The sequence below is a fragment of the Streptomyces sp. NRRL F-5135 genome, from assembly GCF_000719775.1.
GTDB lineage: Bacteria > Actinomycetota > Actinomycetes > Streptomycetales > Streptomycetaceae > Streptomyces > Streptomyces hebeiensis.
In genome coordinates this window covers 1-16,450 of record NZ_JOHR01000012.1, presented here as the reverse complement: position 1 = coordinate 16,450, position 16,450 = coordinate 1, and the positions used below count along the sequence as shown (strand labels likewise).

The 16,450-nt window shown below is 73.4% G+C and carries 3 protein-coding genes; all 3 read right to left on the bottom strand.

The window, feature by feature from the left end:
- Positions 1-67: 67 nt before the first annotated feature.
- Positions 68-1,039 carry a type VII secretion system-associated protein gene (locus tag IG02_RS0121120; protein WP_030750298.1) on the bottom strand — a complete coding sequence of 324 codons (972 nt, stop codon included), beginning with the start codon at positions 1,037-1,039 and terminating at the stop codon, positions 68-70.
- A gap of 84 nt (positions 1,040-1,123) precedes the next feature.
- On the bottom strand, positions 1,124-1,801 hold the full coding sequence (locus IG02_RS0121115; RefSeq protein WP_051765447.1) for a type VII secretion system-associated protein: 678 nt from the start codon (positions 1,799-1,801) through the stop codon (positions 1,124-1,126).
- 18 nt (positions 1,802-1,819) lie between these two features.
- Positions 1,820-15,967, bottom strand: coding sequence for a lonely Cys domain-containing protein (locus tag IG02_RS0121110; protein WP_234314857.1), 14,148 nt, complete (start codon positions 15,965-15,967; stop codon positions 1,820-1,822).
- Positions 15,968-16,450 lie beyond the last annotated feature (483 nt).

Sequence of the window (16,450 nt, the reverse complement as noted above, 5' to 3'; positions counted from 1 at the left end):
CGCCGTCCCCGTCCCTGTCCCTGTGCGCGGGTGGCCCCGGCGGTCTCCGCCGGGGCCACCCCGCGTATCAGTTCTCGTCCGCCGCTCCGGGCCCGGGCCGCTCCGGCTTCCCGGCCGGCCCGTCGCCGCTGCCCGGCCCGTCGCCGCTGCCCGGCCCGTCCTCCGCGTTCTCGTCCGTCGGCCACTGCGCGTCCGTGGGGAAGTCGGGCCATCCCTCGACCGACCCGAGGTCCGGCAGGTCCGCGATGCCCTCGGGCGAGCCGCCGGCCGGCGCGGGAGGGGTCGACCACACGTCGGCGGCCTCCTCCGCCTCGTACCGCTCAAGGTCGGACTTGGCCTCCCGCAGCGAACTCGCCGTGACGAGCTGTCCCACCGGGGCGGAGGAGCTGAGGAACAGCACCTCCTTCCCTTCCGGCAACCGGTCCAGGAGATCGGGTACGAACATCACCTCGTGCGGAGGCAGTTTGTCGTCCTCCAGCTCCGGTGACGGCGAGAAGACGGGCACGGCCTCGGTACCGTCCTCCGCGTCCGTCACCGCCAGGCCGCCGTTCTCGTCGAGACACACGGCCACCTCGGCGTCGGCGAGCATCAGGGCGAACAGATCCTCAGAGGCGTATCCGGTGGCGACCAGCTGCACGGCGGCGTCCACGGGGCTGACCGGCGGGGCCCAGCCGTGCGCGTCGGGTGAGGGACGGTAGTCGGTGTTCACCTCCCACTCGACGATCTCCCCGTTCTCGTCGCTGCGCCAGCGCCCGAGGCTCGCCCAGGAGGGAGTGGGCTCGCCCTCGTCACCGTTCCAGTGCCGGTCGATCACGGACAGCCAGTGATTGGGGGCCGCCTTGGCGGCCTTGATGTAGTCCTCGGGCGGCTCCCGGAACCCCGGTTGGCCCTTCAGCACGGCGGACGGACCGCCCTGGACGGGGCCGCCCGGGACGGCCGGGGGCGGGCCGCCCGGGCCCGCGCCGACGGGCCCGTCCGCGGTGTCCTCCTCGGCGGTGTTCTCAGGCTCGTGGTCCGGAGTACCGGAAGGGCTCGTCATGGGAGGCAACTCCATCGGTGTGCGATGTGCGGTAGGCGGTAGGCGGTAGGCGGTAGGCGGTAGGCAGTGTGCGGTACGTCGCGGTCAGTCGCCGAGGCCGGGGGCCGACCGGCTTTCGGTCTCCTCCCCGTCCGGCGTCTCCGCGGCTTCCTGGGCCGCCGCTTCGACCGCCCGGCGCAGGGCGTCGGTCTCCACGGTCATGCCGACCGGTCCGGAGGGGTTGAGGTAGAGCACATGGCCCGCCGGTATCCGGTCCACCACGTCGGGAACCGGCATCAGTTCGTAGCCGAAGCGCCCGGCCGCGTGCAGGTACGTGGGGGACGTGAAGACGGGCACCACCCAGGCCCCGTCGGGCGACGTGGCCGACAACGGGACGCCGCCGGGGCCGAGCAGGACGGCGACCTCCGCCATGGCCAGCGTCCGCGGCACCGCGTCACCCGGGCCGTAACCGGTGGCGGCGAGCTGGACCGCCTCGTCCACCGGATCGGTCGGCGAGGACCAGCCGAGCGCCTGGGGCGAGGGGCGGTACTCCTCGTTGGGGCGCCACTCCTCGATGTCGCCGTCCAGACCGGACCTCCACTGGCCCACCACCGCCCAGTCGGGCGGTTCGCCCTCCCCCGACCACGCGGGGTCGACCATACCCAGCCAGTGGTCGGGAGCGAGCCGGGCGGCTTCCTTGATGTCGTCGGGAACCGGCGGCGCGGTGTCGTCGGCGGCCCCGGCCCCGGCGGTGGGCGCCCCGGCGGCGGTGTTGTCGTTCATGAGCTCCTCGCTGGGATGTTACGCACGGTCGTTCAGTATGTGGCGGAGTTTGTCGGCCAGGGAACCGGACGGGTCCAGGCCCCGCGCACGGAACCAGGCGTCGACCAGGCGCTCCAGCCGGTCGGCCGTCAGGACACCGTCGTCCGAGCCGGGCAGACCGTCCGGGCCCGGTGAATCCAGCGGGCCCGGCGGACCCGGCGGATCCAGCGGCCCCAGGGCCGTCAGCACGTCCAGGACATCCTCCAGGACGTCCCGGTGATCCGCCGACCACTCGGCCGCCGCCGGATCGGCCGGGTCGGCCGGGTCGTCCCGCTCCCCGCCGGCCGGCCGACCCGCCGTCTCCGTCGCGTGCTCGTCGGGGAACTTGCCGTCGACGGCCACGTGCTCCCGCAGCTCCGCCTCGGTCAGCGGGGCGATGCGCCAGTAACGGCCCCAGTTGTTCACGTAGTCGAGGTCGGCCGGCACCGCGTCACCGCTCTGCCTCAGCCGGTCGAAGACCATCTGGGAGCCCCGCATGATCTCGTCCAGGGAGTGGTGCCTCGCCTGCAGCATCTCGGCCATCAGCGCGAGGCGCACCAGGCCCAGGTCGACGTCCAGGCCCCACGCGTCGCGCATCTTCGCGGCCTGCGACATCAGCCGGTGGGCCGAGCCCGAGGTGCCGGCCAGGACCAGGCCGCCGTTCAGCTCGGCCTCGGACTGCGGACGGGTGTCCATGGCGATGTCGAAGCGGTTCGTTCCCGGGATCCACGGGACGCCGTCGTCCGGCATCAGGGCCCGCTCGGCCTCGCTCAGCGGCGGCGACAGGTCCTCGGGGCGCACCGGCGTCCGCAGCGTCCGTTCGGCCTCGGCCATCCGCGCCTGCTCCTCGGGCGTCCTGTCCGGCCGTCCGCTCAGCTCCTCGTAGGCCGTCATCTCCTGCGACGGCGGCCTCGACGCCACGTACTCGGCGGTGATCACCTCCGGCGTGGGTTCAGGGCTGCCGAGCAGGTCGGAGATCAGTCCGCCCCGCCGGTCCGGTGCCTGGCCGCCGATCCACAGCATGCCCATGCGTTCCCGCAGGTTGCCCGACTCCACCACCGCCAGGAGCCGGTCCCGGTCGGTGCCCACGGCGCCGTCGACGGTGCGGTCGTCCGAGCCCAGTTCCGACCAGCGGCCCGCCCGCACGGCCCGCTCCCACAGCTCGCGCACCATCACGCCGAGCTGGGCGTTGGCCTCCTCGTGACCGCCGAGGTACCGGCCCAGCCGCTCCTCGAAGCGCACCGCCTCCTCCATGTAGCGGATGCGGGCCCGGACCCACTCCGGCGCCTGCCGGGCCGTCGCCGTACGCAGGACGGACACCGGCGCGGCGGACAGGGCGTCCGCCACCCGGCGCAGCCGTGCCTCGCTCTCGGCGGTGGTGTCGCCCGGTCCGTCCGGAAGTCCGGCGAGGTGGCGGTCCCCGTCCTGGACCAGGAGGGCGGGCGGCGTGCTCTCCGTGCGGTCACCGTGGAACGTCACCTCGCCGTCCGGGTCCGCCACGGCCACCGTCACGCCGAGCCCGCGGACCACCGCCGCCACGAGCGGTCCCATCGGCAGGTCCGCGCCCTCGGCCCCGTAGGAGGAGTCGGCGATCAGCACCCGGAGATGCTGGGCCGGGCTCAGGGAGACCCGCGAGACCGGGAACCGGTCGCCGAGAAGCATCGCCTCCGCGCGCTGGGCGGTCCCGAGCCCTACCCCGATCCTGTCCAGGAGCCGCAGCGGAATGTTCCGGTTCCCGTCGAGCGGCTCCACCGGCACGTCGGACACGTCGTCGTCGGTGAGGGAGCGGTCCAGCCAGCCGCGGAAGTCGTCGGCGGTCTCGATGCCCGCCTCCTCCAGGGCGTCGGCCGCCACGTACCGGAGGGCGAACAGCAGGGTGTCGACGCTCCGGTCGCCCTCGCCCGGCGACTCGTGGAGGGCGAAGACGGTGCCGTCGAGCTCGGCGGCGTGCGGGCCGGTGCGCCGGTAGCCGTCGACGGGCGCGGGAACCTCCGGCGCCACGACGGCGTTCTCGTCGTTCGCCGGTGTCGGATCCGTGTCCGTGTCCGCGTCGTCGTTGGCGTTCGCGTTGGCGTTGGCGTTGGCGTCGTCGTTGTCGTCGGTGAGTTCCACGATCCGCGGCTGCGGCTCGCCCTCGGCGTTGTGGTAGGCCGGGCGCGGGTAGGCGGGCGCCTCCCGGAACTCGTAGTCGGCGAACGGCCGCCCGGTATTGGGATCCGTCTCGATCTCGCGGACGACGACGTTCAGGGCCATGCCCGGCGGGTAGAGCACCTCGTCCTCTTCGAGCCACGCCGAGAACGGCGTCACCACGCGGGCGGTGGAGTTGTCCACGAACCCCCGCATCGGGTGCCGGTCCTGAGCGTCGCCGATCTCCTCGGCATCGCCCCGTGTGTAGCCGATCGCCGTCGCCGACTCCTCGGTGGTGCTGCGGAACCGCGGCATGTACAGCGTGTCCGCGGTGAGGAGCGGCGAGTTCCCCGGGAACTCGTCCAGACGTCCCGGCAGCCAGCCGCCCCACCACACCTGTCCGTTCAGCGGCGGCAGGATCTCCAGTGCCTCGACCGCCATGTCGACGTGCGCGGCCAGGTCGTCGTACACCCCGTCGGCGACCCGGTACACCCGGCGGCGCACCTCGGCGACGGCCGGGCCGGTCGCCTCCGGGCCCAGGTTCCGCAACGCCTCGATCGCGTCGATGAGGACGTCGTCGTTGATCAGCAGCTCCGGCAGGATCGGGTCGTCGGTCGTGGCGTCCCGTCGCGCGTACCGCCACACCTGCTGCCTGATCATCCAGCGGCCGACGGCCTCGCCGAAGCGGCCACCGGTGACATAGGTCTTGAAGAGCGTGTGGTCCTCGCCCGTGTAGAGGAACAGCGCGGTCAGATGGCCGGGGCTCAGTGCGCGCAGGGCCGCCACGCCCCGGTCCCCGAACCGCCGCAGCCACGCGGCGGCCGCCTCGACCCGTTCCTGCTGGTCCTCGTCGTCCAGCGAGGCCCCGGTCAGCGCCGCCGTCAGCGCCTTGCCGATGTCCTGGGGAACGGCGACGTCGTACCTGGAGACGAAGCGCGTCGTGCTGTCGTAGGCGTGGTGGTGCGGCAGGGACGGGCCGATGCCGAAGGCGCGCCCGGCCCACTGGTGCAGCCTCGCACCGTCGCGGGCGACCGCGACGCGCTCCGCCTCGGTGCCCAGGCCCGCCAGGTGCGAGACGCGCAGCACCTCGTGCAGGGAATGGGTGTCGGTCAGGATCGACCAGGACAGCAGCGCCTTGCGGAAGGCCATCAGCTCGGGACCGCTCGCCCCGATCGCCCGGTACGCCTGCAACAGCCACAGGGCCGGGCCCACCGTCCCGCCGACGTACCGGAATCCGCGCGGATCGTGCGCGGTCCGGTACGCCCCCTGCCAGGGTCCCGGCGGCCTGGGCGCGCGCGGCGAGCGGAGCCAGCCGGGCAGGGTGTGCCGCAGGGTGACGGGGCCCTGGCCGCCATACGCCGCGCGGGCGAACGCCTGCATCAGGTCGAGCACGGACGGCCCGGACGCCAGGAAACGGCGCACCGCGTCCGGCTGCCCCAGCCACCGCTCGGCCTCCGGCCCCTGGAAGAAGGCACCGTCCGCGGAGGACGCGCCGTGCCGCTGCGCCAGCACGTGGTGGAGCCGGGCGACGGCCCTCATCAGGCCCTGGACGGCCTCGGGGTCGACGGCCAGCTTCCGCGCCAGGGTCTGCTCGAACTGGAAGCTGAGCTGTCGCCACTCCCGCTCCTGGTACAGCGCGGCGAAGCGTACGGCGTCGGGCGAGCCGGCGACCCGCCATCCGGGCACCGACCAGGGCGGGCCGGTACGCGTGGGCGTTCCCGCCGCCACGAGGGAGGGCGCGGGCCCGGTCAGGCTCGGGTCCGAGCCGGCCCGGAACCTCGGGGGGACGCGCAGCCAGCCCGTGGGGCCGCCGTCGGCGGACTCCAGGAGGTGGATCTCGGCCGTCGGATCGCCCTCCTCGTCCTCACCGGGCGTGACCGCCGTCCGGCCGGTGTTGAGATACACGTCCAGGCCGGTGAAGTCGGCGATTCCCTGGGCCCGTTCGACGGCGCGCCGCAGGCTGTCGCCCTGTCCCTGGGGCGCGGTGCCGGTCTCGGTGGCGGTGCCGGGCCCGGTGGCGGCGCGAGGTCCGGTGGCGGGGCGGGTCTCGGTGTCGCACGCGAGGACCGTGATGCTGGTGAAGCCCGCCGCGGCCAGGTCCTGGCCCAGGACGCGCCCCACCATCTCGCTGTCCGCGCCGACGGGCATGTCGTTCTGACCGGCGACGGTGTAGCCGCCCTCCCGGCCGTGGGACGTCCAGAAGAACGTGCCGGATTCTCCCGTGGCGGGCAGCGGACGCCGCACGGCCACGTGTTCCCCGCCGGGGCCGCGGCTCCACTCGGTGTAGTGCGTGGCCTGGGACAGGTGGCCGTAGAAGGGCTCGCGCAGCGCCCAGTCGCGCCGGGTGAAGGACGCCTTGCCGACCGGCAGGCCGTCCTTATGAATCTCCTGGACGGCGATCGCTTCCGCGGAAGGCGCCGTCTCGTGGCCCGCCCACGGGGTGTTCCAGTAGTCGGACTTCGGATACGCGGGAGCCGGTGCGTCGGAGCCCGCGTCGGAGTACCCGTCGATGTCCGACCCGCCTGCGTCGGACAGGTCGGAGTCGGAGGGACCGAGGTCGAACATCTCGTCCACCGAGTCCTCGAACGCGGCCGGGGCGTAGGGCAGCGGGTCGTCCTGCGACGTCGCGGGGAGGCCGTCGGGCAGCGGGGTCGCCTCCTCGGCCACCTCGTGCAGCATCGGAGGCCGCCGGTGGGTCTCGACGAGCCGCCGGGAGACGACGTCGAACCTCATGCCCGGCGGATACAGCGCCTCGCCTTCCGACAGGTGCTTGAGGAAGGGAGTGCCGTCGCGCGCCGTCGAGTTCCTGACCTCGACCAGCTTGCGGTGCGTACGGGCGGGAACCGCCTTGTCGCCCAGGGCGAACTCGGTCGCCTCCTCGACCTTCAGCGACGTGCTGCGGAAGAACGGTACGTCGATCGTCCCGGTGCCGTACATGGGACCGTTCTCGGCCGGCGCGTCCAGGGGCCCGGGCGCCCCCCGCTCGCCCCACCAGGCGGTCCGCCCGACGGACGGCAGGATCTCCAGCGCCTCGATGGCCATGTCGATGTGCAGCTTCAGCTCGCCGTGCAGCCGGTCGGCCATCATGTCCACGCGACGCCGCAGCCGGGCCAGCTCCGGGCTCGGCGTGTCGAGATCGGGCAGTTCGGACAGTTCCTCGTACAGATCCATGAACTCGGGCTGGCTGACCAGGGTGAGCGGCGGCATCTCCAGCTCCTCCTCGCGCGCCGACTCGAGGATGTAACGCCAGGCGTGGAAGCGCACCAGGTGGCGGCTGAGGCCCTGGCCCAGCCGTTCGCCGTTGAGCACCGCCTTCATCAGCCGGTAGTCGTAGGAGCTGTAGAGGTACAGGGCCGTGATGTGGGCCGGGGTGAGCCGGCTGAGCGCGTCGGCGCCCCGGTCGCCGTACTTCTCCATCCACTCGGCCATGACCTGGAGCCTGCGGGACGAGGCTGGCGGCAGCTCGCCGCTGAGCACCGCGTCGGCCATCGTGACGAGGGCGTCCGGCACGTCCATCGTCCCGGTGAGCTCGAACGGGAACGTCATGCGCTGCTGGTAGAGGTCCTGGTGCGGAGGGAGCAGGGCGTCGAGCGTGTCCCTGTTGGTTTCGGGGCTGATCAGCCCGCTCTCGATGAAGTGGCGCACCGCCCAGGCGTGCAGCGAGGCACCGTCCCGGGTGGCGGCGGCTCGCTCGTCCGCGGTGCCCATCCCGATCAGGTGGGAGGCGCGCAGGATCTCGTGCAGTGACTGCAGATCGTACGGAACCAGCCAGGTGACCAGAGCGGCCCGGAACAGCGGCAGCAGGGTGGCCGGCAGCTCGAGCGCGGCGGCCATCCGCAGCAGGCGCAGCGCGGGGCCGCGCTCACCGCCCACCCGGCGGAGGCCCCGGCTGTCGAAGACGGCGCGGTAGGCGCTGTCCGCGTCGAACCGCCCGCCGCCGAGGGCCTCCTCGGCCTGAGGGGGCAGCCCCGGGCCGGCGTAGGCGGCGCGGAGGAGGGCCCTCATCAGCCCGTCCAGCGCCTCCGGTCCCGGGGTCGCGTCGAGCAGCTCCGCCAGCTCGGCGGCCGGATCGTCCGGCATCGCGTCCGGGTCGAAGAACGCGCGCACCGCCCGCTCTTCCCCGTTCCGCTCGGCGAGCTGCTCGTACACCCCGCGCACCACCTGCCCGACCGCCTCGGTGGGCTCGGGTGCGTAGCTCAGCGCCTCGGCGAGGTTGTCCTCCCAGTCGACGGCGGCCTGCCGCCACACACGCGACCGGTAGAGGCCGGTGAAGCGCGGCGTGTCCGGGGCCCCGGCCGGCCGCCAGGACGACACCGCCCAGGGCGCTCCCTCGGCCGCGTCGATGGCCTCGAGCTGCTCCGGGGTGGCGTCCCGCACGGTCCCCGTGACGTTGAACTGCTCGGCGGACGGATAGCCGAACGCGGTGCGCCGCCCGGTTTCCGCGCCCGGGGCCGGTACGCGCGGTCCCGACCAGCCGTCCGGATACTCCGTCACCCAGACCGTGGCCCGCCCGTCGGCGTTCTCCAGCAGGTGCGGCGACGCGTCGGACACCGCCGAGCGCCCCACCGGCAGATGGACCGGCAGCCCCGCCCCGTTCGCCATCCGCCTGGCCCGCGCCCGGGCCTCCGCCTCGCTGTCCGGCACATCGCCGGGACCGCACGCGAGCACCGTCACACTGCGGAAGCCGCGCCCTCGCGCCGACCGCAGCAGCCGACCCGCGTACGAGCCGTCGTCCCGCCGCACGCCACCGTCCTCGGTGACCAGCGCGAGTCCTTCGGCGCCACCGTGCGACGCGAAGAAGAACGTGCCGTCGGCCGTACCGCCGCCCGGCAGCGCCTGCTCCGTCGCGACCGGCCGGCCCGCGCCGTCCCGCTCCCACGAGACGAAGCCCGTCGCACGGTCCAGCCGGCCGTACCCCTCCTGTCGCGCCGCCCAGTCCGCGTCGTCGAACGACGCCACGCCGATGAGCTCGCCGTCCTTCCCGTGGATCGGCCGCAGCACCGGCTCGGGCCGCTCCCCGCCCTCGGCGCCGGCGGTCGCCGGACCGATGCCGAACAGCCCGTCCGGGGAGACGAGTCCGGGGGCCCGCCGAGCGGCGCCGGACGCGTCCTGACGCAGCGTCACCTCCCGGGCGTCGATGGACTCGTACGGCGTCGTCCGGGCGTCGGCCGGAACGATCGTCCGGGTGGAGATGTCGAAAGAGGCGCCCGGCGGATACAGGGCCTCCGTCTCCAGCGGCAAGACCGCGAACGGGTTGACCTCGCGGGCCGTCGAGCGCGCCACGTGCACCAGCCCGAGATGCGAGTCGCCGGGAGTGCCCTTGCTCCGGTACATGAAGCCGAGTGCTGAATCCTGCCGCAGCGCCGTGCTCCGGAAGAACGGCATCGTGATCCGGTCCCGGCCGTACACCGGACTGTCCGTCGACGGCGCGTCCAGCGGACCCGGCAGCCCCCGGTCGCCCCACCAGACGTCATCGTTCACCGGGGGCAGGGTCTCCAGCGCCTCGATCGCCATGTCGATGTGCAGCGACAGCTCCTCGTACACCGCGTCGGCCATCGCGTCCAGGCGGCGCCTCAGGCCGGCCACCTCGGGGGTCGATTCCTGGAGGTCGTCCACGTCCCACATCGCGTCGAACAGGGCGGCGAAGCCGGGTTGTGCGCGGAGCGTCATCGGCAGCAGGTCGGCGGCGCCGACCTCGGCCATCCGCCAGGTCGTCGCCCAGGCGTTGAGGCGCACCAGGCGACGCCCGAGCCCCGCCCCGAACCGCTCGCCGTTGAGGAACGCCTTCATCAGCCGGTAGTCGGGACCGCTGTAGAGGTGCACGGCCGTCAGGTGGGCCGGGTCCAGCCGCTCCAGGGCCTGCCTGCCCGCGTCGCCGTGGCGGTCCAGCCACGCGTGGAGCGCCCGGCTCCGGTCCGTGTCGGCCGGCAGGGTTCCGGCGAGCGCGGCGTCGACCAGGGCCACCAGGCCATCGGGCAGATCGAGCTTGCTGCGGGTGATGTCCCGGCCGAACGTCATCCGCTCGGCGTACAGCGCGCGGTGCGGCGGGACGAGCCGCGTGGAGGAAGGGACGTCCGCGTCGGTCCCGTGCGCGTCGGACGTCCTGACCGAGTCCGCCACCCAGGCGTGGAGTCCGGCGCCGTCGCGCAGCGCCAGGTCGCGTTCCGCGTCGGTGCCCAGGCCGAGTCGGTGGGAGGCGCGCAGGATCTCGTGGAGCGACTGCAGGTCGGCCGGGATCGCCCAGGCGACGAGCGCGTCGCGCAGCGCGAGCAGTTCGGCGGGCGACGCGCCGAGCGCCGCGTAGGTGCGCAACAGCCGGAGCGCGGGGCCGTGCTCGCCGCCCACCCGGCGAAGTCCCCGGCTGTCGTGCACTTCGCGGTACGCGCTGCCTTCCGTGTACCGCCCACGGCGGCCGGCCGGACGGGCCAGGGCCTCGGCCGCCTCGCGCGGCAGCCCCGGACCCGCGTACGAGGCGTACGTGAGCGCGGTCATCAGCTCGTCGACGGCGAGCGGTCCCGGGGGCAGCGTACGCAGCCGCTCCAGCTCCGCGGCCGGGTCCGCCGGAACCGCGTCCGGGGCGAAGAAGGCGCGCTGGGCCGCGTCCTCGCCGTGGCGCGCGGCGAGTTCGTCGTACATACGGGACACCGCGTCGCGCACGGTCTCGGTGAGCCCGTCGGTCCGGCCCGTGTGCTCGGCGAACGCGAGCTCCAGGTCCGCACTGCGACGCCGCCATTCACGGTCGCGGTACATGCTCGCGAACCGCACCGCGCCGGGTGATCCGGCGGGCCGCCAGGACGGCACCGCCCAGCCGGGAGTGTCGTCGGAGGCAGTCCCCGTGCCCGTGGGACCGGCGGTGTTGTCGGCGGTGCCCGCCTCCGGGGTGTCCGCCTGACCTGCCGGGGACACGGGAGTGGCGTTGATCTGGACGGGGGCCGGATAGGCGATGGCGGAGCGCTCGTCCCGTTCGACGGAACCGGTGCCGTCGCGGCCGCTGTCGTCCGGGCCGGCGCCCTTTCGGCCGGCGTCGACCGAGCCTACGTCAACCGGGCCGGCGTCCGGAGAGGTTCCGGGCGCGAAGTGGAACGTCCCGACGCCGGCGACGCCGGAGTCGTGCCGGGTCAGCGCCTTCGGCCAGGACGCGGTGGCAGCGGCGGCCGTGGGGGTGGTCCCGGCGGAGGGGGACGGCAGAACCGGCCGGGCCTTCCAGACGGTCGTCTTCCACTGCCCCAGCTTCTTCTCGCGGATGGTCGTGATGCGCAGCGGGTCGAACGGGTCTTTCTCGAGCAGCTCGATCGGTCCGGTGTAGGCCCAGGCGTTCCGGCCGGTGCGGTCGGAGAACGCCTGCGGCCGCTTCCCTCCGTCGGCCCCGAACTCGGGCATCGGGAAGACGACGGGGGTGCCGACGCTCACCTCGGTCACCAACGGGGCGAGGTCCAGAAGAGCCCAGAGTTCCTCGTCGGGTACGGGCATCGGAGGGTGTCCGGGCAGGTGGATCACCACGGTGCCCTGGTCGGTCCCGGTCCAGATCACCCTGGTTCTGCCAGGTGACTCGTCCGACTTCCACTGTGCCAGGCGAGGAACGGTGAGGATGTTGCCGCTGGGGCTGCCCTTCATCCGCGCGTACCAGTGGTCCACCTCCACACCGTTCGGGGCCGGACGGCCACTCCAGTTGTAGCCGGTCGCCTCCGTACCGTCGGTGAGGATCTCATCGAAGGCGCCCAGTTCCTTGAGGTGGTGTGCGGCCAGCGCGTGCCGGTCGGTGATGTCCAGGCCGCTCACGTGGGCCCGTGCCGCCAGGAGCGTCAGCTCCATGACCTGGTCATCGCCCCACGGGTCCGTGGCCGCCACGTGGAGAACGCCGCGGCCCAGGTTTTCCTGCTCCGCCTCCGACATCCGGAACAGGACCAGGTCGGCCGCGGCCACCGTGGCCCAGAAAGCCCGTGCGATGTCCTTCGGGCCCGCCTGCGTGGCATCGGGCAGGCCCAGCGTGCCCTGTACGAGGGTCAGTCCGTTGGCGCCCGAGAACTCGTCGAGGGCGTACCCCAGGGCGGTGTCCTGGACCATCTCGCCGAGCCGGGCGTCCGGCCGCGAGGTCACCTGGCCCCGGGCCGCGTCCAGGACCCCCAGGTAGGCGGACTGGTCCGGGGTGTCCCCGCCGATCCGCCGCGCGAGGAACGTCCACATCTCCATCCGGAACGGCGTGGCCGCCCGCAGGACCGGGTCGTTGACGCGCAGGGTCTCCAGCGCGCCGATGCCCTTCAGCACCCGCTCGTACCGGCCCCCCGGCACACCGCGGTCGTCCTCGACGGCGACGCCGAACGCCTCCCGCAGCGCACGCACCAGCCGCAGCGTGGCCGCGCGGATCTCCGGCGGTACGGCACCCGGGCCGCGGTGCAGCTCGGCGTCCCGCGCCAGCTGGTCCAGCTCGTGGTCCAGCGGCTCCGGGCGGACGCGGTCCACTCGGCCGACCACACCTCCCGGAGTGTCCTCCACGACGAAGAAGTCATCGTTCACCCCGGCGATCGAGGACTTCGCGTCGACGTCCAGTCGGCCGGCGTTGGCCGTGTGCTGCGCGAGCGACAGCCCCTCGTCGTCCAGGGGGTCCTCCACGCGGGGTACCGGCCGGCCCTCCCACTGATCGCGGTCGGGGTCGCCGGCCGACAGGCCGAAGCAGGCCTCCAGCCCGATCCGGTGGCCGGGGGGCAGCTCCCTGACCTCGCGCAGCCCGCCGATGTACCGCCCGCCGTCGGCCGCGGACAGCCACACCGTGCTGCCGTCGCGCAGGACGAGTGCCATCGCGCCCGGAGTCCCGTGGGCGTAGTACGCGTAGATCGCGCGGTCCGGGGTGAGCGTCTCGGAGCTGACGTGCTTGTCGCCCTCGCCGGTTGCCACGTAGTGGACGAGCCGCTTCTTGTGGAAGAAGTTCCGCAGCCGATCCTCGCGCACGGCCATGTCGTCGTCCATCGAGATGCGGCCGAACCGCTCGCGGCGGTCGAAGACCAGGGGATGGGTGTCCACGTCGCTGTCGCGGAACCGCGTGCCGTCGAGGGCGGTCCACTCGCGGTCCTCGAACGGCGCGGGCACCGCGGGCGCGTCGAACGGCACCCAGTCGCCGTGCCAGCCCTTGGTGTCCCGGACCATCATCATCGGCACATAGGCGCCCAGGTCGTTGTCGTACCGCAGCCGCCCGTCACCGCTGGGCGCCCATACCCGCCGGCCCAGCCGGATGGCGACCGCGCGCATCAGCTCCATGTTCTGCGACCCCGCGTACGGAATCGCCAGCACCACCGGCACGTGCGGCGGCAGCTTCGCCAGCTCCGGGTCGTGGGCCAGCTTCTCCGCGAACGCCTCGTGGCTCAGCTGCTGCCCGTCGAAGGCCCGGTCCCCGATCACGTACGCCTCGCCGCCCCACGGCGCGGACTGGTCCGGCTCCTCCACCTCCGGCTCGCCCAGCCCGCCCAGGACCACCCGCACACGGTCGATCCGCACCCGGTCGGTCACGGCCCCCGTCAGGTCGCGTCCGCGCACCGTGCCGGAGAAGTCCCGCACCAGGGCGTTCGGGTCCACGAACGGGTCCGTCGCCTGCGTGGTGGGAGCTGTGGGGCCGAAGACGGTCGAGTCGTCCTGGGTGGTGGCCCCGGAGGTGGTGGCCCCGAAGGCGGTGGCCCCGAAGGCGGTGGTCTGGGCGGTGGTGAGCTGCCGGGTGGCGGTGATCCACGGCCCCGGGGCGTTGGTGGCCGGGTCGAGGCGGGCGAGGATGCCGAGGGGGGCCGAGGGGTCGTCGCCGGTCAGCGTCATCGGCGCGCCGTAGCCGAAGCCCGGGCGCCCGGTGCGCTGGGAGAACCGCTGCACCAGCTCCGGGCTCAGCGCCCCGTCGCCGGTGGTCAGGAACAGCACCGGTATGCCCAGGGGGACCATGCGCAGCGCGGGAGACATGTCCAGCAACGCCAGGTACTCGTTCTCGGAGACGCGGACGGGGGGAAGGCCGGGCAGGTGCAGGACGATGTTCCCGGCCCGGTCGACCTCCACCACGTTCAGCAGCGGCATCGGAATGCCCGGGCGGGTCCAGTCCGGCTGGATCGGACGCGTGGCCGTCCCGTTGGGCCCGGGCGTCATCTGCCGCACCTTGCCCCAGTCGACCCCGGCCGGTGCGGCCGTCCCGGACCAGTTGACGCCCTGGATGTTCGACCCCTGCGTCAGCATCGCCGCCTGTTCGAAAGCACCACTCTCCTTCAGGTGATACGCGGCCAGCAGATCCCGGTCGGAGACGTCCAGGCCCTCCGCGATCGCCTTGGCCGTCAGCGCCCACAAGCCTTCCTGCCACGACCGGTTCCAGGCGACCGTCGCGTCGAGGTGCAGGACCTGGCGGCCCATCGCTTCCCGCTCCGCGGACGACAGCGAGCCGAAGATCTGCGCGGCACGGACCATGGCCCAGAGGGTGGACGCCACGTGCCGGGGGGTGAACGTCGCCGGGGCGGGCAGCGACTGCACGAGACGGGTTATCTGCTCACCCTGCAGGCCCAGCTGATTGAGCGTGATCTGGACAGCGGGCGCCGGCACCGCCTTCGTCAGCTTCGCACCCGGATCGGCCGCGGCCCGGGCCGCCGCGAAGTCGAGCAGGGACAGATACCCGGCGAGGTCCGGGGTCCGGCCGGTGTGCGCCTGGACGAAGAAGTCGAACATGTCCAGGCGGAACGGTGTGAGGTGGCCGATCGCCGTGTCGTTCGCCCGCATCCGTTCCAGCGCGCCGATGCCCTTCAGCACCCGCTCGTACCGGCCCCCCGGCACACCGCGGTCGTCCTCGACCTCAAGACCGAACGCCGAGCGAAGCCCACGCACGAGCCGCAGCATGGTCTCCCGCGTCTCCGGCGACACCGCACCCGGACCACGGTGCAGCCCCGCGTCCCGCGCCAGCTGGTCCAGCTCGTGGTCCAGCGGCTCGGGACGGCGCCGGACCCGGCGCCCGAGCTCACCGTTCGCCGCGCCCACGACCACCCGCTCGGTGTCGGTCAGACCGGTGTGCCTGGTACTGCCTTCCCCTTCCCGCCGGCTGTAGTTGAACACGAGCTGGTCGAGCGGAACATCGCCCAGCGGATCGTCGACGTGAGGCGCCGGAGCGTACTCGGGCTGGTCCCGCAGCGGATCGCCGTCCGAATCGCTCCAGCAGACCTCCAGATTCATCCGGTGCCCCGGCGGCAGCTCCCGCACCTCGGGCAGCCCCGCGATATAGCGCGCGGCGTCCTCCTTGCCCAGCGTCACCGTCCGGCCGTCACGGAGGGGAAGATGCATCCTGCCCGGCTCACCATGGGCGGCGAAGACGTACACCGCCGGATCCGGAGTGATCTCCTCGGTACTCGCCGTATAGCGCTCGTCACCGGACGGCAGCCTGTGCAGGAGCCGGCTCATCCGGCGGTACTTCCGGAAACGCCGCTCCCGCCGGCGCAGCCCGTCCTCCTGCGCGACGGCCAGCCGGCCGAGCCACTCGTGGGTGTCGTCCATCAGCGGACGGGTGAACACGTCGCTGTCGCGGAACGTCGTCCCGTCCAGCGCCGTCCACACACGGTCCACATACGGCCCGGTCGCCGCCGATGACGGAGGAACCGGCACCCACTCACCGATCGCCGCCTTCGGGTCACGGTCCATCAACACCAGCACAAGCCCGTTGCCGGTCCTGTCGGGGACCAGCCGCCCCTCGCCGCTCGGGCCCCACACGGTCCGGCCGAGGCGGTCGGCCACCGCCCGCAGCATCTCCTGGTACTGCTGCCCCGCGAACGGAATGGCCAGCACGACGGGGACGTGCTTCGGCAGCTTCGCCAACTCGGGGTCGGCCGCCAGCGCGTCGGCGACCGCCTCGGCGCCCAGCACCCGGCCGTCCGGCAGCCGCACCCGCCCGTTCTCACCCTCGGCCGCCACGACATACGCGGTGTCCGGCCACGGCGCCGGCTCGTTCGACACCTCATTCGGCACGGCACCGGGCCGGGGCTCGACGACGCGCACCCTGCCGGGCAGGACCCGGCCCACCACGGGCTTGCCCGTCCAATTGCGGCCCCGCCACCGAACGCCTCCCCGGCGGCAGGCCCGTCCCAGGCCCGCACGCTCTGATGGCTCGGGACGATCGAGAACCGGGACAGCTCCAGGTCCACACCAACCGAACCGGCCGCCGAGACCAGCAGGAACTGAAGAGCCACCGGCAGCGGAGGAACAGGCTGGCCGTTGGCGGCGAAGTACGAGCCCATCGCGAACCGCAGGTCGCTCCACGGGTCACCCGTCACCCGCTCCGCAAGCCGCCCCAGCATCGCGGTCGACGGCTCAGGACGGAAACCGACCCACCAGTCACCCTCCGCCAACTGCCACCGCGGCCCCACCTCCCCGTCACCAGGAACCAGCACCGGCTCAATACCACTGCCGGTCCCCCACACCCACCGGTCCAGACCGTTCGACAACGTCTGACCCGCCAACGGGGTCTCCAGCGGATCAGCCGCCGGCGGACCCGCCAGATCAGCA